Source organism: Collinsella sp. AM31-2AC, assembly GCF_003469285.1.
In the GTDB taxonomy this organism is placed as follows: Bacteria; Actinomycetota; Coriobacteriia; order Coriobacteriales; family Coriobacteriaceae; genus Collinsella; species Collinsella aerofaciens_AT.
In genome coordinates, this window is record NZ_QSJB01000011.1 from 61,501 (window position 1) to 79,650 (window position 18,150).

Sequence of the window (18,150 nt, forward strand, 5' to 3'; positions counted from 1 at the left end):
GGCACACTCCTAAAAACCAAAGTCAGCAACAGGGGCAAACGAAACAGCAATGGTGTACGTCTCGCGCCAAACGATCTTGCCCGTCTCGCGCTCGCGGCAGACCAGATAGTACGGACCCTTGGCCGAGAATCCATCCGCTGCATGCAACGCAAACTTGGCATGCACCACGCGCTCCTGCGAGTTAACAGAAGTCTTGTTGGCATGCGCCTTGACCGTATCACTCACCTCGTTGCCGCTTGCATCGGTAAACACCAGCTCGTACTCGCACGGCAAGACCTTGCCTTGGGCAGGTTCTTCCTGGATCAAGTTGACCGAGAAGATCGAGTTGGTCACTCGACGTCCCTCGCTCAGTACGCGCAGCGTCGCTGCGCGCGTATCGACAAAGTCCTTGGAACCCGAGCGCGCACGCCAAAATCCGATAACGGGCACGCAAAGCTCCTGCAGGCTCATGCCGCCATGGACGTAGTTGTTAGTACCGCCGGGACGCCTAAAGTGCACGTTCTCGCGCGGGGCAAACCCCTCAAAGCCGGCGCACAAACGTCCCATGTTAACATTAACAAACACCCCACGCACCTCGTCCGAAAGCTCGCCCACGGCCTCGTTGGGCACCACCAGATGACGCTTGCCGTACATGACGGGAGCGTCAAGGACGGGAAGGTCCGGCTTGCCGAGCATCTGGCACTCGCTGAGCTCCCGACGCGTGTAGATAAAGCCGTGGTCCGCCGTTATAACAACACGCGCACCCAGGGCGTCGGTGCACACGCGACGCGCCAACGCAGCAAGTTCCTCCACGGTGTCCGCACAGGCATCGAAGACGTCATCCTGCGTAGCGGCCTTCTCGCCCGTAACATCGATCTTGTTGTGGTAGAGATAAACGAGCTTAGAGTCCTTGAGCAGCGCCTTGCGCTCGGTTCCCGCCATGTTGAGGTATGCGCTCGAGCGCAAAGCGCGGGCCGTGGGCTCAACGTGGGTAAGTACGGCCTCGCGCTGCGGAGTCGTCGCAGTGGGCATGCCGTCAGCCAACACAAGCGAGCCATCCGCTGCAAGTTCAAGCGCTTGGTGCGGCAGCAGCGCGGGCATGCCCACCTCGGTGATGGAGGGAAAGACCGCCTGCATGCTAGAAACCCTGACGTTGCCGCCGCGCTCGCGCTCGAGAAGCGCCGCGACATCACGGGCCACCTCATAGCGCAGCGCGTCGCTTACGATAACGACCGTCGTTTTGGCAGACCCCACAAAGGTGGGCAGCACATGCCAGTAGAATTCATCCTGCCGTGCAGGGCCATCGATGTAGCCGCAATCGGCCCACTCCCCTTGCGCAGCTGATGTCCAGCAGGCATTGGCATCGGCCAAAAACCAGTTGCTGTAGAGATTCTCCGCCCAGTCCACCACGGCTCGGGCAGGCTCCTCGAGTACATCGCACTCGACGGAGCGCGCCCGCAGATACGCGTTGCACATATGACGATAGGCGGCATCCATGGCATACCAATCGGACGTGTAGGCATCCCACACCTGCTGGGGCTGCGCCAGATGGAACCCGCCCGCGTGTGCCTGCCTAAACGCGCACATATCGGCCACGGCAGCAAGCAAGTCAAAGTAGCTCTCGACACGACGGTACCAGCTTAGGTCGCAACGGCGCGCAGCAAATGTGCGCGCATCCTCAACACGGTCCGCGCCCTGGGCAAACGAGCAGAACAGCTGCGAGAGCACGGCCTCATTGACGCACGGAAACACATCAAGCGAGGTCAGCACATCGATCGGCAAGGTCTCGAACCGCGCAAAGAGTCCACGGGCATCCTCTACCAAACGGCAGATCTCAAATAGGTCCTCGCTCGATGCCTGGGCATCGGCGGCCTGGTCCCACGTGCGCACCGCCTCAAGGCAATAGGGGCCGTAGGCGGGAGCCACATAGCTTTCGAGTCCCTTGAGCGCTCCCTCGGGAAGCGCGGTAGACGCCGCTGTAAGGAGCACATGGGATGAAAGCATAAGCAATGAGTCGCGCTCATACAGCGGCACCTCAAACCCATAGCAGCGAAGCATAAAGGCAGAGAGCACATCGCGCACGCAGTACTTGTCCATCAACTCGGCCAGCGCCTCGGGACCCTCGTGCAGCAGCGTGGTCATACAGCCGCGCAGCACAAACGCGGGTCGCGCGTCGCCAAGCTCTTTACCGCCAAATATCACCGTAAGGATTCCAAGCTCGATATCGGATGCGCCCGCGGCGTGCGGAACGCACGCGGCAAACTTAGCACAGCGGGTCTTGGCATCAAAGAAGGTCTTGTGCTCGCGCAGGCTCTCGCGCACGGCGTCGATATTCTCGATGCCCAGCTGATCGGCCAAAAGCGAAAGATAGTCAGCCTGGAACTGATCGGCATACAGCTCAACATCGGCAAGCCAATCACCCACAAGCCTGCCGCGCGGGCAACGGCGATACAGCAAGATATCGTTCGCAAGGTCATCGCGGTTGATGAGCTTCTTGACGGCAAACATGCGGCCCTCGCAGGCCTCAACAAAGCGCACCGGACGCTCAAAGTCACCGTGAGCAGGCATTACGCCGGCATCGGCCCCCACGCCGTCGAAACCCTCGGCAGCCAATCGCTCAAACTCAGAGGCAAACTCGCCGTCCGCATCGTGCCAAACCACCACACGACGCGGCACGCATGCGGGCAACGGTTGCAAAAACCGCAGCTTGAGCTGTTCTTCTACATCGATCTTGGGCATGAATATCCTTACCGTATCTGCAGTTACTTGATCTTTGCCAGCACATCCTGAAACTTGGCGTAGTTGGCCTTGACGCCGTCATCCAGGTCGATCTTAATCATCTGGTCTGCCAAGTGGTGCAGCTTCTCCTCGAAGGCAATAGTCTCTTTGAGCTGGTCGTTGAGCTTTTTGACGCGCTTATCCAAACGCACGCGCTCGCCGCGCTCGGCACCGGCAAGGGCATCGTTGGCATAGCCGATCTGGGAACGATAGCGCTCCTGTTGCTCATGCACATAGTCGGTGCGAATGCGAGCCAACAGGTCGGGCTGGTAGCGATGCATGTAAACAAGACACTTGAAGCCATTCTTCTTGCCGCTGTCGAACAGCCAGTAGATGGGACGCTTCTTGTAGGTCTGGCAGTGGTCCTTAAAGAAGTCCTTCAAAAAGTAGGTGCGGATGACCTCGCGCGAGGTGCCCTTGCCGCCGAGCGCCTCGGCAATAAAGGCCAGGTTCTGCTCGAGCGTCTCCTCGCCGTACACGGTGCGCACAAAGTCAATAAAATAGCGCACGATGTCGTCGTCAAAGTACTCGTCGTCGGTAATGGGCAGCACGTTGTCGCCATCTGGCATAAAGGTCACGTGATCGGGATCGGGCATCTTGGCCAGATAGTCGTCGACCATGGCGCCTTGATCGGCCAGAACCAGCCCGTCCACATCCAGCGAATAGCGGCCAAACATGCAGCCGACGGCATAGCTTATGAGCGAGGTGACCTCGTCGCGCTTGGTACGCACGTATTTGTTGCCCTTATAGCTCTCGGGAATCTCGTCGGCGGTGTCGAAGACGCGTGCCACCGAAACGTACTTATCCTCGACCTCGATGGGCACCTCCCCCTCCATGTTGTAAATCTTGGCAAAGATTCGGTTGAGCTCTTCCTCGTTAGCGCGAAGCTGCTCAAAGCGAGCATTGACCTCGGCCTTGCGGGCCTCGTATTTATCTTGAAGTAAAGTGGCCATATTTGACCGCCCTCTCATTTAAAAACGCCGACTAATTTCATTAAAAAGGTCACTTTCGAGAGACAGCGAGCCTCTTTGCGATAAAAAACGTTGGAAGCTCATTCGACACACCGTTCTTCGCAATCAAAGATGAAACATCTCTTACTCACTGATTTGCGTCACCAGTAAGTTCCCATTTTCGATTAGAACGTGAATAAGCAATAAGCCCTTGGGCCTTCAGCTCACCAAGTAATTTATCTAAATTACGCTTAGATAGCTCACAGTCCTTCCCGAGATCATCTTTATTTGAGTAAGACCCCTTCGATATTCGAGACAAAACCAATTGGCGTTTGTTTTCCCACTCCCGTTCTGTGGCCTCTTTCTTGTGGGCAATTTCTTCCGCCTCGTATATAGCCTCGGACTTAACCACAGCAATCCAATCAATTAGAGTGCTGCATTTAAGAAATAAACGAGAACTCACCTCAAATGAATCCACTCCAATGAGATCTTTTCCTGGCATACCGTTTTCAAAAGCAATGAAATCTACACCGTTCTTATCGACCATTTGAAAGCGACAATGTGCCAACGAATTTCTAATAATCCGAAATAAATCAAGCACAAAATTGCTGCTGATGAGCGCCGCAACGCGATTTGAGGTACAAGTTGAAGCAAAATTTCCAGGCATACCAGCATCAACAAACCTATTTTTCATCTCTTCTTTTCGTGTGGCCGTAAATAGCGTCGACCCATCGCAGAGATTGGCCACTTCCAATAATCTTCGGTGAAGATACCCGGATTTAGGAGGAGTGCTATCGGCCCATCCATAATCAAGAAGCGATAGCCCTCTGCTACTCACACCTTTACAAGGGGATTCAACCAGAAAAAACTGAATAATAGAATCCATAACGTCGTTATGGTCATCAACCTTAACAGCCTTTATCCAGCTTGGCTTAGGTTCGACATATTCGATTTTAGTCTTATCAACAGGCTTGCGCCTCTTCTTTTCAGCCATGACGATCACCTAGACAAGAGGATTACGTTTAAAATCCCAGGAGGTTTCAAACGAATCGCAGTCCGCCTTGGAAATTGAGCGAGAGTCTTCGACGAGTGAACAGACAGTCGGTTCGGCATCCTCATCTTGGATAATCGGCAACTGGCCGATTTGGCCCACCTCAAAGTTTAGAGTCGGCGACATAAACGCCAAATCAATTTCGGCAATGGAACAGTTGCAGAAAGCCTGGATGAATCGAAGCTCGTTCGGCTCCGCAAAAAGACATGCTCCAGCTACCTCAAAAAGCATCCCTCGAGGTGCAAACCTAAAGGAGGCGAGGCTGGAAGAAATTTTAGACCAGGAAACTGCGGGCTTGAAATAGTCGTTCTGGTTCTTGATCACAAAATCAGGTGTAGAGAGATAGGTATACTTGGACAGAATTGCTTCCTTCATCTCCCGACCGTCATCAAACCAATTAACCACCTCATCGTAGTCACCCCACCACTTTCGATAGGAGCCGCCCCGAATAATCGGAAACCAACGGGAACCACTTTGCTTTGCCTCGGGCCTGCCACTGCAATCTCGCGATGTGTTGGAAGGCACCACTTCCCACCATTTCCTCAAAAAGCGGCCATTATCGCTCGTCGCCAAGCCCTGTCGCGGAGTAGCAATGGCATCGAGCCTCTTTCCTTTTGTGAACGATTCAACAAGAGCATCGCTGGCCCAGTAGGCTATGGGGGTGCCGGGGATTTGTTTGAAGGTGTCGGCGTTGCGGCGGTAGAACCAGCCACAGTCGGGGTTTTGGATGGCCTCCAGCGCCTTGGGAGCCTGAACCGCGGGGCCAGTAAAATCGGCAAGACGAACGTATCCGCCTTTATAACCATCGATATGCGAATTGTGATAGGTAAACGTGCAGATGGGCACGGTTGCCCCTGCAAAGCCAGAATACTCGAGCTGAATGAGCGTGGTTAGGGTCTTGTCATCGATAAGCCTATTTCGAAGCTTCTCGTAGCTACCGATAAACATCCAAACAAATGGAGTCATCATTCCGACTTCGCCGTGCTCGCCAGCAAAGTCCATAATGCGCACGATGAACGAAGAGAACAGGTCACTCTTCACGTCGGGATAATTTCTCTTGACCCACTTGCTCATGAATGGATTAAAGCTGCTGCTGCCCATATACGGAGGATTCGCAACGGTGCAGGTAAAACGACGGGGCAGCTTCTCGCAGATGGCGGCAGCGCTTTCGAGCTTAGTTTTGGCCGTAGCGGCAAAAAGGTCATCGGAACAACTCGCGGCGGCAGCCTTGAGCTCGTCGATCTCGTCCTCTGAAGGATTGAGCAGCGAACCGATCTCGCCCAAATGGCTCAGCTCCTCGGCGAGCTTCTTGTTGCCCGGGAGCTCGTCCTCTCCCAGCGGGATGCTCGAGAGCACGGTAACGTCGGCGCGCACGGCGCGCTTGAAAAAGCGACGATCGTGCTCGCGGGCGCACATGGCAAGCGCCAGCTCGGCGATCTGAGCCGCACGGGAATCGATCTCCATGCCAGCGAGGTTTTTGGTCAGGATGAGCTCCGGGATCTCGCGCTCGCGGTAGCCGCGCTCCTCGTACATGGCAAAGAGCAGCTCAAACGCATAAACCAGGATATGGCCCGAGCCGCACGCTGGGTCGCAGAGCGAAATCTCCTCGGGGCTCGAGATGCGGATGAAGTCCTCGTGCTCAGCATCGGGCTCGATGTAATATTTCATGTGCTCGCGTAGAGAACTCCCCGGGTTGTTGAGCATCCACAGACGGCCGAGCGAGTTCTCGACCATATAGCGCACAATCCACTCGGGCGTGAAGAGCTGCGTGGCGGGAGCGATGTCCGCCGCCGCTGCCTTGCGCTTGGATTTGAAGAACTCGTCTTTAACGTCAGCGTTGTAGTACTGATACATCCAGCCCAGAACGGTCACGCCCTCGCGCCAGTCCTCGTCAGTGAGGACGGCATTGAGTTTGCCCACCACACTGTCGGCCATCATGAGACCCTGGGGCAACAGCAGCTCCATGGCTCCGCCTACGCGTTCAAAGACGCCCGGCAGGCAATCGGCAAGCTCCTCGCACTGAGCCACAAACAGGTAGCGCCACAGCGGTTCATCCAAGCCCGCCATCTTGAGCTCGGCTATGTGATCGGTATCGACCGTCGCTATCTCCACGTCCAGTGCGTTCTCCACGGCCTCGCTGCCATGGCTGCCGTCCGCACGACTTAGCAAGCGCATACGGCTGGGGAGCCATCCACGTGCATCCATAAAGCGAATGGCCACGATGCGGTTGAACCAGGTGTAGGCCGCACGGTCGCGCAGCGCCTCGTGACCCACCTCTGCCTGCATGCGCAGCAGTTCGTCGCGCTGCTCAATCTCAGCCGGACTTAGAGGCAGGCCGTTGACGGTCTCGGACCCAACGGGCACGGGTGCAGGTTCGGTGATGCCGTAGCGCACCATCTGCGCCTCCACGCCTTTGATGAGCTCCGTACGGGCCCAGGTGCAGAAGCTCTTAAGAGCAGAATCGTTCATGGTTGATGAGCCTTTCTAAACGCCATAAGCAACCGGCGCACGCTTTGGCGCCGGTTGCTCCGCGGGTTAGTTGATACGAATCTCGTCGTTTGCAGCGAGTGTCTGCATAAGGCGGGAGCGCAAGTCATCCACATAGCGCTCCACGTCCTCTGCGGTTGTGAGGCGGCTCGGCTTGGCCAGATCGGCGCGGCGCACGGTCTTGATCTTGCGCTGGGGCACGGGTGCAGGCACGGGAGCAGACGATGCGGCGCCCTTGTTGGAGACCATCTTGACCACCTCACCCGTACTCGTGACCTCAGTGGCGCGGCGCTCGTTGTCCATACGCACGCGGGCCTCATCCACAGCGTCGTACATCTCGTTGGCCGCCGCACTGAGCCAGTCGCCCCAGTTAGTTGCAACAACGCTCAGTTCGTTGAGACTTTGAGCGCTGTGGGCACGGTTTTTGAACGACTCGTATTTGGTGCCGGCGCCTGCTATGGCATCCTTAGCCTGATTGACAAAGCCCTTTTGGCTCTCGGCCTGCGCCCGCAGGTCTTGCAGATCGCTCTCGATGCGACACAAAAACTCATTGCGGCGGATGCCCAACAGCTTTTTCATGTCGTCCTCGACGGGATCCATAAGCGGCTGCAGGTCTTTAATATGGCCGTAGGGCTTGGGATCTTTGAGGATCTCGCGCACCTTTGCCACGCTCTTCACCGCGCCGGGAATGTCATCGGAGGCATACTCGATACCCTCGGTGCGACTCAAGAAATCCTTGGCGTGGTCAAACGCTGTTCGTTGGTTGGACCCGAAGAACTCAACCACCTTATCAAAGTCTTCCTTGGCATCGAGCAAACGCTCCTCATGCTTGGTGAACGTGGTCAAGAACGCCTCGGCCTCGTTCTGGTCCTTAAGGACGTCGACCACCTCCGAGCGCATCTTCTCGCACTCGTCCTCACCGGGATACGGGTAGGCCGGCTTGATGCCCGTGTAGTAGTCGCGTGCCATGGCGAGGCACGCCTCGCGCAAGCCCTCAAGGCGCTCTTTGAGCTCGGCCACGAGCTTATCCTCGTTGGAGGGCACGGTCTTGAGATCAAACAGATCACGCATGAGCTCGCCCGTGGCGCGCAGCAACCGGTCGCTCATGCGCACGCGCAAGCGCACCTGGGCCTTATCGGCATCCTTGCGCAGGAGCGCTACCATGCGGCTATCGTTAGCTTGAACCGTCTGGCCGCCAAACAGCACCTGCGCGCGCTGCTCCACCACAAGCTGCGCCACCACATTTGCGATGTCGACCTCGCGCCAGCCAAAGGGCCTTTGCTGGTACTGGCGCTGGATATCGCCCATAGCGGTATCCAGATGGCGCTGGTGCTGCACTTTGAGGTAGTCCTCGACCTCCTTGAGCGCACGCGTGTTACCCGCGTTCATGTCAGCGAGCCCCGCTTGAACGTTGCCCGCCAGAGTGGAGCGGATATCGGAATCGCTCGTGACCGGCGCGCCGATATAGCCGGCCTTTTCAAAGACCACATCGCACAGCTGCGCCAGCACCTGCTCAAAGACCTGGGCGGGCTTGGCAGCACGGATCTCAATCATGCGCCCGTTGACGGCGCATCGTGCATGGAGCACCGCCTCAGCCAAAAGGGCGTCAGCCTCTTTCTCGTTAAAGTCCTTCTCGCGCATTTTGGCCTCGACGATCTGGCGGGTACTCAGCTGAAGCTCCTGGAGATTTCGCGTCTTGGCGTACTTGCGGATCTTGGCGGCGCTGACGAGCGTCTCCCAATAATCCGCCTCGTCACTCAAGGCCACGATGGCTTTGCCCGAAGAAGCCAAGGCCAGCTCGGTATCGTCCGCACGGCCCAGGTCGCTCGCCATAGTCGCCACGTAAAGCTCCATGCCGCCCATGCTGGTACCGTGGATTGAGCCGTCCACATAGCGGTCAAACGGGAAGTCGTTGGCCCCGCGGTTGAGCTTGCGCGCGGTGTAGATGCTGTCGAACAGGCGCTTCTTGATGGACTCGATCACCTGCGCGTTGTCAATCGGGGTGTGCGCGATTTCCTGCGCAATCTCCTGCTCCTCGTCGGTGAGGAAGCTATAGGTATCGCCCTGGCGCGCCACGTAGTTCTCGCGCTCCAGGCGGGCAAGGGACTCCTTGACGCGGTCCTTGAGGGCACGCTTATCCACATCGAGGCCGTCGATCATAAGGATGGAGATGTTCTCGACCGTGGCCTTGACGTAGCCGATGTAACGAATCAGGTACAGGAGCTTGAGCACCTGTACGTCATAGGCCTCAAGGCCCTTTGCGTCCTCGGCCGCACGGATCGCGCGGTCGACCACCTGGTTGATGCCGTGCTCCAGGTCCTTGGAGATGGTATCGAAGAAGCGCCAGAACGGCACGAGCGCACCGGCCTGGTCATGCTGGATGGCCTGAGCGCTCTCCTGGAACGCGCTCAGCATGGAGCGCTCGCCCGTTGACATGTGCTTGGCCTTGACACCGTGCTTGCGCACCTCGGTCATGACGTCGGGCAAGAGCTTAAACTGGTAGCCCACAAACGGGTAGCTAGCCACAAAATCCTTGGAGTTGGCGTAGCCGGCAAGGTCGGAGCGCGAGCCACCCTCAAAGGTAAAGTTGTTTTTGAGCACGGCGGCGTCTTGCTCGTAGACCCGTGCAAGCATATCGGCCACCGGCGCGGTCTTCTCGAGCACACGGCGCTGGATGACCTCGTCCACGCTGGAGCTGGAGAGCGAAAGGCGGGTATTGAAGCGGCCCTGGATCTTTGAAAAGTCGTTGCCCACGGGCAGGCTCAGGTTGTCGATGGCCTCCTGGCTCGTGACCATCACCCACACGCGGCCACCGCAGGCGGCACCCAGCTCCTCGACGATTGTCTGAAGGCTCAGCATAAGGCTTGGGTCCTTGTCGTTTGTAATAAACTGACCCACCTCGTCGACCATAAAGAGCAAACGGAAGTTGCCGCCGTGGGCCGCTGCCCGAGCGTCTACGTAGTCCTTGACCTTTTTGGCAAAAACATCGGGGGCCAAAACCTCGTCCTCAGAACCCTCGAGCCAGTTCCATGCGGCCTTTTCGCTCATGCCGAGCACGCTCTGCAGCACCTCGACCACGTCGTCCTCAAAGTAGCTGTAGGTGTCGCGGGTCTGGAGCCAGGACTCGCCGTTGACGCGCTCAAAGGCCTCGCGGAACTCCTGGGTCTTGCCCAGGGAATCGATGTAGTCCTCGAGCTTTGCAAGCTTGAGGTCCTCGCCGTAGAAGCCGCGCGCCTCGTAGAACATGCGCTCAAAGCCGCGAAGCAGCGCCGTGGGAGCCGTATCGCCCTGCTTCCACTGGCCCGCCTTACTATCGATGTTAAAGAGGATGGCCTGCGTGGGCACCGAACAGGCACGCTCCATGGCAGCCGCGACCATGGGGTCGACGATCTTGCCGTCAAAGTAGCGGATGGCGCTCTTACCGCCGATCTGGCGATTCTCGAGCAGGTAGCTCAGCATCTTGAGGAAGTGCGATTTACCGGAACCGAAGAAACCGCTGATCCACACGCCGATCTTGTCGGTGCGCACATTGATGGCATCGCCGTAGGCCTTGAAGAACGTGGCAAAGTGCCTCTGCAACTCGCGCGTCACCACGTACTCGTCAAGCTCTTGGCGGATGGACCCATCTTTTGAATCCTGGACCTTGACCACGCCGTTGATGGAGCGGTTGATGTCTTTTGCAAAGAGGTCGCGAATGATCGTGTTGTCCATGGGTGCTCCTTTGAGTTTGGGAACGTTATGGCAAAGGGTTGTTACCGGCGGCAGGGACTTGCCTGCGGGGAGCCGTGCTTACGAGATATCGATGGCGCGGTAGTAGTTATCGGCCGGCAGACGGTTAAAGAGCTGGAAGGAAGAGCCGTTGAAGCTGCCCGGATAGGCGGCGATCACCGGCACATCATCAAAATCCGCGAGCATGCAGTGGAGAAGCGTGTGCATGCGAAAGAACGGGAAGACCTCACCTGCACCGGTGAGGAGGATGACGTCTCTGGGCACGTGCGGCTCGGTTTGTTCAAGGATGCACGCGGCGACTTTCTCGGGCGAGGCGAACTTGGCCACGTCCTCGAGCACGCGCTGGGTACCGCGACGCTCCTCTTGGCGCGGGATGGTCTTGAGGACGCGGCGCTTTTCGAGGATCGCCAGCACGGCGTCGTAGAGGTTTACGACCTTGAGCGTGCACGGGAGCTTTCCGGCCTCGGCATCGCGTGAAAGGGTGTCAAACAACGCGCGCGCCTCAAACTCCAGCGCAGGGTCGTAGCAGAAGGTATGGAAGCCGATCTCGTTACCTATGCCCTTGTTGGCCAAAAAGTCCTCGCTGCACAGGCACTCACGCAGGAGCTGCGCGCGGCGCTCAAATTCTTGGCGGGCGCGCTCGGAGCGGGCATGCGCCGCCACGACGCTCTGGCGGGAATGGATGCCGATATTGGTGGTGATGTCCGTCGCCGGGGTGATAGCAGGGTCGATGGCGCTGTTGACGGGAGCCACGCTACATCACCGCCCTGCCGGTAAGGGCCGCGATAAGCGACTGCTCACCCAGCTGAATCAAGGCTCGCTCGACATCGGAATCGAGGAAGAGTGGTGACAGGCGCTCGGACTCCGGGCCCTGACCCTCGCCGATAAGACCGGCATGGCGGAGCGTCTGGCGCAGCGAGCCTTTGATGCGCGTGACCGTGGACTCGGTCCAGCGGGCGGCGTCCGGATACTCCGTGGTAAAGCGCGTCATAAAGGCGTTGAGGTCAACCGCCGTAAAGGCATAATCAAAGTTTTGCAGGCGCTCCCCTACCTCGACGAGCACGAGCTCGCGCACGATGTCGTAGCGGCAGATCATGCTGTAGAAGATGGCCTGGTCCGCCTGCGTGGGAGTGCCAGATGCCATAAGGCTGGTTAGGGATGACGCGGCCTCGACGGCGGTATTGGGGTCGATGCCGCGCGCGGCGCATGCGGCGTCCGTGGGCACCATGGCGTCGAGGCGGCGAAGGCACACGGTTGCGCGGTTGGCGACCATGCGCTCCGTGGGATATTGAAAGAGGTTCTCGCTCTTTACGCGTACAATGACCTGCTCGTCGCTTGCGCCCTGTATACGCAGGGCAGCGACGATGCGCATCTCATGCGGGAGGAATTGCTCGCGGGTGAGCACCCCCCCCGAACGCTTTTTGTGGTTACATCCACAGTACACGCTCCAAGGGTGTCAAAGGCTGTCACAAGTGCGCCGCAACCCGGCAGGCAGGCGCGGCGCACATGACAATAATCATACCTGTTGGTAAAAAAGTTACCACGCCCAGAGTGTCAAATGTTGAGCAACAAAATTAAATCCGGTTAACGGTTATTTTCGCAGCTCAGAAGCTTTGACGAGATTGCCCCAAATCACACTTACTAGACAACCGCCCTTGCGAATCTGTCCCCACCCTCCGCTACACTCAACATAGAGTTCTACGCATGGTTCTATATAAGGAGTTTCATATGCCTGTCATAAAGCCTATTTCTGATCAGACGCGCGCGCTAACTACCATTCAGGAACGCGAAGATCACATTCAACGTACCATCGCTCATGGTTATGACGACCTCACCAACGGTCGTGTGCGTCCCTGGAAACAAGCGAAGGCCGAGGCGGATCGGATGCGAGCCTCGAGATAAGCCCTCCCCCATGTAACCATCTTGTAAATCATAGCGGCGTAGTCGAGTTTTACCGTGATGCGGTCGCGCCTGGCGCTCCACTGTGCTAAAGTATCCCGAACGTTCAAACGACTACGAGGGGAACTAGAAGATGGCACGTGTGCACAACTTCTCAGCTGGCCCGGCCGCACTGCCCACAAGCGTGCTCGCCGAGATCGCCGACGAGATGATGGACTACCGCGGCTGCGGCATGTCCGTGCTCGAGATGAGCCATCGATCTAGTATGTACCAGCAGATCATCGACGACGCCGAGGCAACCCTGCGTCGCCTGCTGAGCATCCCCGACAACTACCGTGTCCTGTTTTTGCAGGGCGGCGCCACGCTGCAGTTTGCGGGCATCCCCATGAACCTTATGCGCTGCGGCCGCGCCGGCTACGTCGTGACCGGCAACTTCGCCAGCAAGGCGTACCAGGAGGCCGCCAAGTACGGCGAGGCGGTGCTGCTCGCGAGCTCCGAGGAAACCAATTTCGACCGCATTCCCACCATGGCCGACGTCAACGCGCGCATTGCCGCCGAGGCCACGGGCGACGGGCTCGACTACGTCTACATCTGCCAGAACAACACCATCTTCGGCACCATGTTCCACGAGCTGCCCGATTGCGGCGACGTGCCGCTGGTCGCCGATGTCTCGAGCTGCTTTCTGTCGCAGCCGCTCGACGTTGAGCGCTACGGGCTCATCTACGCCGGCGCGCAGAAAAACGCCGGTGCCGCGGGCGTGACCGTGGTCATCGTGCGCGACGACCTCATCGCCAAAGGCCCCGCCTTTGCGCAGACGCCGCAGTACATGGACCTTAAGACCGAGGCCGCCAAGGGCTCCATGCTCAACACGCCCAACACCTTTGGCATCTACGTGTGCGGCAAGGTGTTCCGTTGGGTTGAGCAGACCGGCGGACTTGCCGCCATGGCCGAGCGCAACTGGGCCAAAGCCAACCTGCTCTATGACTTGCTCGAGCAAAGCGAACTGTTCCATGGCACCACGCAGGCCGACAGCCGCTCCATCGCCAACGTCACGTTCCGCACCGGCGATGCCGACCTCGACGCCGCCTTTGTCGCAGGCGCGGCCGAGCACCAGATTCAAAACGTCAAGGGCCATCGCCTGGTGGGCGGCATGCGCGCCAGCGTGTACAACGCCGTCACCATGGAGGACGTGCAGGCGCTGGCCACGTACATGAAGGACTTCGAAGCGCAGCATAGTTTGAGCCCGCGATCTAACTAGCCCGCAACGCGCGGGCCGACCAGCCACTTCAAACCACCCTGTTTAGATCAAAACCTGCTAAGGAGTTTTCCATGCGCAAGATTAAGACCATCGACGACATCACCAAGGACGGCAAGGTCGAGTTTGGCGAGGGCTACGAGTTTGTGGGCACCGCCGAGGAGGCCGACGCCATACTGATGCGCTCGACCGACCTGCACGGCTATGAGCTGCCCGAGGGCATCCGCGCCATCGCCCGCTGCGGCGCCGGCGTCAACAACATCCCCGTCGAGGAGTACGCCAGAAAGGGCGTCGTCGTCTTTAACTCCCCCGGTGCCAACAGCAACGCCGTCAAGGAGCTCGTCCTGGGCATGCTGGTGCTTTCGAGCCGCGGCGTCGTGCAGTCGATGAACTGGGTGCGCAACAACGCCGACGACCCCGAGATCCAGGTCGATGCCGAGAAGGCCAAGAAGGCCTTTGTGGGCCGCGAGCTCAAGGGCAAGCGCATCGGCGTCATCGGCCTGGGCAACGTAGGCTCCAAGGTCGCCAACGCCTGTGTCGACCTGGGCATGGACGTCTACGGCTACGACCCGTTCATTTCCGTCGAGCACGCATGGGTGCTGAGTCGCGAGGTGCAGCGCGTGGGCACGCTCGAGGACCTCTGCCGCGGCTGCGACTACCTCACCGTGCACGTGCCCAGCAAGGCCGATACCATCGGCATGATCAGCACCGAGCAGATCGACCTGCTGGCCCCGGACGCCGTGCTCATCAACTACGCGCGCGAGACCATCATTGACGAGGACGCCGTCGACGCCGCCCTGCGCGCTGGAAAGCTCAGCTGGTTTAGCTGCGACTTTGCCACGCCCAAGACCGTCAAGATGCCCAACACGTTTATCACCACGCATTCGGGCGCCGGCACCGGCGAGGCCGAGGCCAACTGCGCCGACATGGCCATCAGCGAGCTCAAGGATTACCTGGAAAACGGCAACATCGCGCACAGCGTCAACTACCCCGCCTGCAGCATGGGCAAGGCGCGCGCCGCAAGCCGCATTGCCTGCCTGCATGCCAACGTGCCCAACATGATCGGCCAGATCACGGCCATTCTCGCCAAGGACAACGCCAACGTGCAGCGCATGACCAACGAGTCCGCTGGCGAGAACGCCTACACCATGTTCGACACCGATGAGCACCTGGACGGCAGCACGATCGAGGCACTTAAGCAAATTCCGTCGATGTATCGTGTGCGCGTGATTAAATAGCGCCGGCGCCAATCCTGCCAGACAGACCACGAAGCCCATTCGGCCCCCGTTTTCACGAAACGGGGGCCGATTTTGTTGCTCCGGACGACTTTAAAATGATACCCAGAACAAGTTTTTTCAGATAATCGATAGTGAGGCTCAAGTCGCTAAGCACACCCGCTTTGATAAACAGCTTTATCAGGGACTTTAGTAGGTAAAAATCGATCTCTATGTGCCGAATGTAAGTTGACTGTCCATTTTCCGAAACAACTTATTCTAGATAGCATTTTTAAGGCCCCTCCAAGGCGAAATATAAGTCTTTTTGTGACCAAAACTCTAGTCCGCGCGACCGTTTTCCACCCGCGCGGCTACATTCCTGCCCAATCGATAAAAATCTCCTCACGAAGCCGCCGTTCGAGCTCCTGCTGTCGCGGCGTCTTGTCTTTCAGCGGCACATCGAGATAGGACATGATGAGCTCCATCACCACGCGGAAGGCATCGGAGTCGGCCAGCTGACCATAGGTCATCAGAATGACGGGATATCCCATCGCTTGCAGCGCCGTCGTTCGATCGGAGTCCGAAATCTTGGATTCAATGGATCCGTGAATGGCTTTACCTTGGCATTCAACCAGACACTCTCGACTGCCGTCCTTATTTGCCAGCAGGATATCGGCATAGCGCCTATCAAGCCCCGAAATCAGGCGGGCGCTGCGCGTCATACGAATCTCAACGTTATTGGTAAGGCGCAGCCCTTCGCCGCCGCGCAACCTCGTAAGGCCAAACAGCATCGAAGCCTGGACCTCAAGCGGCGATGCCGCCACCCCCGTAATGCATTTCGCGGCACGTGTGAACGATTTAGCGCCGCGGAGCCCCCGGATCTTATCGGCGAACTCTGTAAGTTCAGAGAACTCGATCAAGGGCGGTCGTTTCCACAGGTCCGTTGGATTCCCCGAGACATCCTTTACATTTTCCCAACCCAACCGTGCGTCACCCCACCGGTCCCCATATGCCTGCACAAGTGCCGACTTTACCTGAGGCGCAATCTTGCACACGGCAAAGGTGCCGCACATCTCATACATGCACATGATTAAACGCTCGTTTGAGACCGAGGAAGCCAGGGTCAGCAGGGTAAAGAGCGGGGACGCGACATCGAGGCCAAACTCTGTCTGTCGCATGGAATCAAACGGCCTCTCCCCGTTCCAAACATGCCTGACAATGCGATCGCCCTTACGTCCGCAGCTGCCCTGCGCCAACACGTGTAACGGGGTGCCCAGGAAATGCGTGACGAGCGGATGCTCACATAGGTGCTCCCTGCGCGGATCGTCCGCAGAATCGGGCAGGTCCGGCATTATTGCCAAGACCTGTGGGGGTATCCGGTGATACCGAAAGGCAGATATGTCGCACAGCATGTCGTCCATGAAGGGTACGTACCCGCTGCGTCGCTTGTGAACCCGCTCGGACGGCAAACGCACTGGCTCGGCCTGCGAACGGTAAATACTGCCACGCCCACGTCGCGGATCTCTCAGGAGGCTTACAATCGGTTTGGAAAGCAAACTGATTGTGAGGTTGCATATGGTTGATGAGGACTTTGCCTGGCGGCTTGCGCAGGAGCTTGTGCGGATCGAAAGCTCAGACCCGGGCGCGTATGAGGACGAGATCGAGCGCTTCATTAAGAGGCTCATTGAGCAGCAGCTGGCACAACTTGATAGTTCTGCGCTCGATGCCGTGCAGATTGAGGAGCTCGAAGTGCTGCCCGGGCGCCGCAACCTTAAAGTCACCGTGCCGGGCCAAAGCGACGAGCCGCGGCTGATCTATATCTGCCACATGGATACCGTCACCTTGGGCGATGGCTGGGACGCAGACATCGCACCGCTTGGGGCGGTTGTGCGCGACGATAAACTCTATGGCCGCGGTGCCTGCGATATGAAGGGTGGCCTGGCCTGCGCCATTGCCGCACTGGTCCATACGCTCGAACGCGTGGCGGCGGATGGCGCGCTGCCACGCCGCGGCTTTTCGCTCATCTGCTCGGTCGACGAGGAAGACTTCATGCGCGGCTCAGAGGCCGCGATCGATGCTGGCTGGGTCGGCTCGCGCGAATGGGTGCTGGACACCGAACCCACCGACGGACAGATCCAGGTGGCGCACAAGGGTCGCACGTGGTTCGAGATTGAAATGGCTGGCGTGACGGCGCATGCGAGCCAGCCTTGGAAGGGCGCGGATGCCGTCGCCGCCATGGCCGAGGTCGTGTGTTCGCTTCGTCGCGCGTTTGCGGCGCTGCCCGCGCACGATGAGCTGGGGCCTTCGACCATCACGTTTGGCCAAATCGAGGGCGGATATCGCCCCTACGTCGTACCCGACCGCGCCAAAGTTTGGGTCGACATGCGCCTGACCCCGCCGACCGATACGGCCGCCGCAATCAATATGGTCGAGCATGCCATCGCCGTCGCCGAAGCCACCGTTCCCGGTTGCCATGGCAGCTACACCGTGACGGGCGACCGCCCCGCCATCGAGCGCGATCCGGTCTCTCCCCTTCTAGCTGCACTCAAGTGCGCAGCAGACGATGTAACGGGCACGGATACGACCGTCGGCTTCTTTACCGGCTACACCGACACTGCCGTCATTGCCGGCAAGACGGGTAACCGTAACTGCATGAGCTATGGCCCAGGCTCGCTCGCGCTCGCCCACAAGCCCAACGAATATGTGCCCCACGCCGACATCGTTCGTTGTCAGCAGGTGCTAATCGCGCTCGCCGATAACGTGCTCTGGGACGCGAGCGGCCAAGTTGGGGCATAATAAGCCGCGAAC

The 18,150-nt window shown here is 58.6% G+C and carries 12 protein-coding genes; 4 read left to right on the forward strand and 8 right to left on the reverse strand.

What is annotated here, in order from left to right; translation table 11 throughout:
* Positions 1 to 9: 9 nt before the first annotated feature.
* The 7 genes from pglZ to DW796_RS06645 form a co-directional block, all read right to left on the reverse strand.
* Positions 10 to 2,718 (reverse strand): BREX-1 system phosphatase PglZ type A, encoded by a 2,709-nt coding sequence (pglZ, locus tag DW796_RS06615; protein WP_118094637.1) that lies wholly within the window; start codon positions 2,716 to 2,718, stop codon positions 10 to 12.
* Between the two features lie 23 nt (positions 2,719 to 2,741).
* Positions 2,742 to 3,710, reverse strand: coding sequence for a hypothetical protein (locus tag DW796_RS06620; RefSeq protein ID WP_118094638.1), 969 nt, complete (start codon positions 3,708 to 3,710; stop codon positions 2,742 to 2,744).
* A 145-nt stretch (positions 3,711 to 3,855) separates the two neighbouring features.
* The gene (locus DW796_RS06625) at positions 3,856 to 4,701 is read right to left on the reverse strand and encodes a hypothetical protein (protein ID WP_118094639.1); all 846 of its coding nucleotides are present in this window, start codon (positions 4,699 to 4,701) and stop codon (positions 3,856 to 3,858) included.
* Positions 4,702 to 4,710: 9 nt separating this feature from the next.
* A complete protein-coding gene (gene pglX / locus DW796_RS06630; protein ID WP_118094640.1) occupies positions 4,711 to 7,227 on the reverse strand; it encodes a BREX-1 system adenine-specific DNA-methyltransferase PglX in 2,517 nt (838 codons plus the stop codon).
* 66 nt (positions 7,228 to 7,293) lie between these two features.
* Entirely contained in the window at positions 7,294 to 10,956 is a 3,663-nt protein-coding gene (brxC, locus tag DW796_RS06635; protein WP_118094641.1) for a BREX system P-loop protein BrxC, read from the reverse strand.
* 78 nt (positions 10,957 to 11,034) lie between these two features.
* A complete protein-coding gene (locus DW796_RS06640; protein WP_118094642.1) occupies positions 11,035 to 11,727 on the reverse strand; it encodes a DUF1788 domain-containing protein in 693 nt (230 codons plus the stop codon).
* Between the two features lies 1 nt (position 11,728).
* Positions 11,729 to 12,379, reverse strand: a complete 651-nt coding sequence (locus tag DW796_RS06645; RefSeq protein WP_117763121.1) for a DUF1819 family protein — start codon at positions 12,377 to 12,379, stop codon at positions 11,729 to 11,731.
* A gap of 323 nt (positions 12,380 to 12,702) precedes the next feature.
* On the opposite strand from DW796_RS06645, the gene DW796_RS10425 reads away from it, so the two are divergent.
* From DW796_RS10425 to DW796_RS06655, 3 genes are all read left to right on the forward strand, one after another.
* Positions 12,703 to 12,876, forward strand: a complete 174-nt coding sequence (locus DW796_RS10425) for a hypothetical protein (protein ID WP_158567706.1) — start codon at positions 12,703 to 12,705, stop codon at positions 12,874 to 12,876.
* Positions 12,877 to 13,006: 130 nt separating this feature from the next.
* Positions 13,007 to 14,131, forward strand: coding sequence for a 3-phosphoserine/phosphohydroxythreonine transaminase (gene serC, locus DW796_RS06650; protein ID WP_118094643.1), 1,125 nt, complete (start codon positions 13,007 to 13,009; stop codon positions 14,129 to 14,131).
* 71 nt (positions 14,132 to 14,202) lie between these two features.
* Positions 14,203 to 15,366, forward strand: a complete 1,164-nt coding sequence (locus DW796_RS06655) for a phosphoglycerate dehydrogenase (RefSeq protein ID WP_117634994.1) — start codon at positions 14,203 to 14,205, stop codon at positions 15,364 to 15,366.
* Positions 15,367 to 15,713: 347 nt separating this feature from the next.
* On the opposite strand, the gene DW796_RS06660 is transcribed toward DW796_RS06655, so the two are convergent.
* A complete protein-coding gene (locus tag DW796_RS06660) occupies positions 15,714 to 16,763 on the reverse strand; it encodes a hypothetical protein (RefSeq protein WP_118094644.1) in 1,050 nt (349 codons plus the stop codon).
* A 154-nt stretch (positions 16,764 to 16,917) separates the two neighbouring features.
* Here DW796_RS06660 and DW796_RS06665 point away from each other — a divergent pair, with 154 nt between their 5' ends.
* Positions 16,918 to 18,138, forward strand: a complete 1,221-nt coding sequence (locus DW796_RS06665; protein ID WP_117854916.1) for a M20 family metallopeptidase — start codon at positions 16,918 to 16,920, stop codon at positions 18,136 to 18,138.
* The last annotated feature ends 12 nt before the right edge of the window (positions 18,139 to 18,150 follow it).

Bases quoted from the DNA above. Each gene is read 5' to 3' on its own strand.
- pglZ (WP_118094637.1), bottom strand. From the start codon at position 2,718: ATGCCCAAGATCGATGTAGAAGAACAGCTCAAGCTGCGGTTTTTGCAA.
- DW796_RS06620 (WP_118094638.1), bottom strand. From the start codon at position 3,710: ATGGCCACTTTACTTCAAGATAAATACGAGGCCCGCAAGGCCGAGGTC.
- DW796_RS06625 (WP_118094639.1), bottom strand. From the start codon at position 4,701: ATGGCTGAAAAGAAGAGGCGCAAGCCTGTTGATAAGACTAAAATCGAA.
- pglX (WP_118094640.1), bottom strand. From the start codon at position 7,227: ATGAACGATTCTGCTCTTAAGAGCTTCTGCACCTGGGCCCGTACGGAG.
- brxC (WP_118094641.1), bottom strand. From the start codon at position 10,956: ATGGACAACACGATCATTCGCGACCTCTTTGCAAAAGACATCAACCGC.
- DW796_RS10425 (WP_158567706.1), top strand. From the start codon at position 12,703: ATGCCTGTCATAAAGCCTATTTCTGATCAGACGCGCGCGCTAACTACC.
- serC (WP_118094643.1), top strand. From the start codon at position 13,007: ATGGCACGTGTGCACAACTTCTCAGCTGGCCCGGCCGCACTGCCCACA.
- DW796_RS06655 (WP_117634994.1), top strand. From the start codon at position 14,203: ATGCGCAAGATTAAGACCATCGACGACATCACCAAGGACGGCAAGGTC.
- DW796_RS06660 (WP_118094644.1), bottom strand. From the start codon at position 16,763: ATGGACGACATGCTGTGCGACATATCTGCCTTTCGGTATCACCGGATA.
- DW796_RS06665 (WP_117854916.1), top strand. From the start codon at position 16,918: ATGGTTGATGAGGACTTTGCCTGGCGGCTTGCGCAGGAGCTTGTGCGG.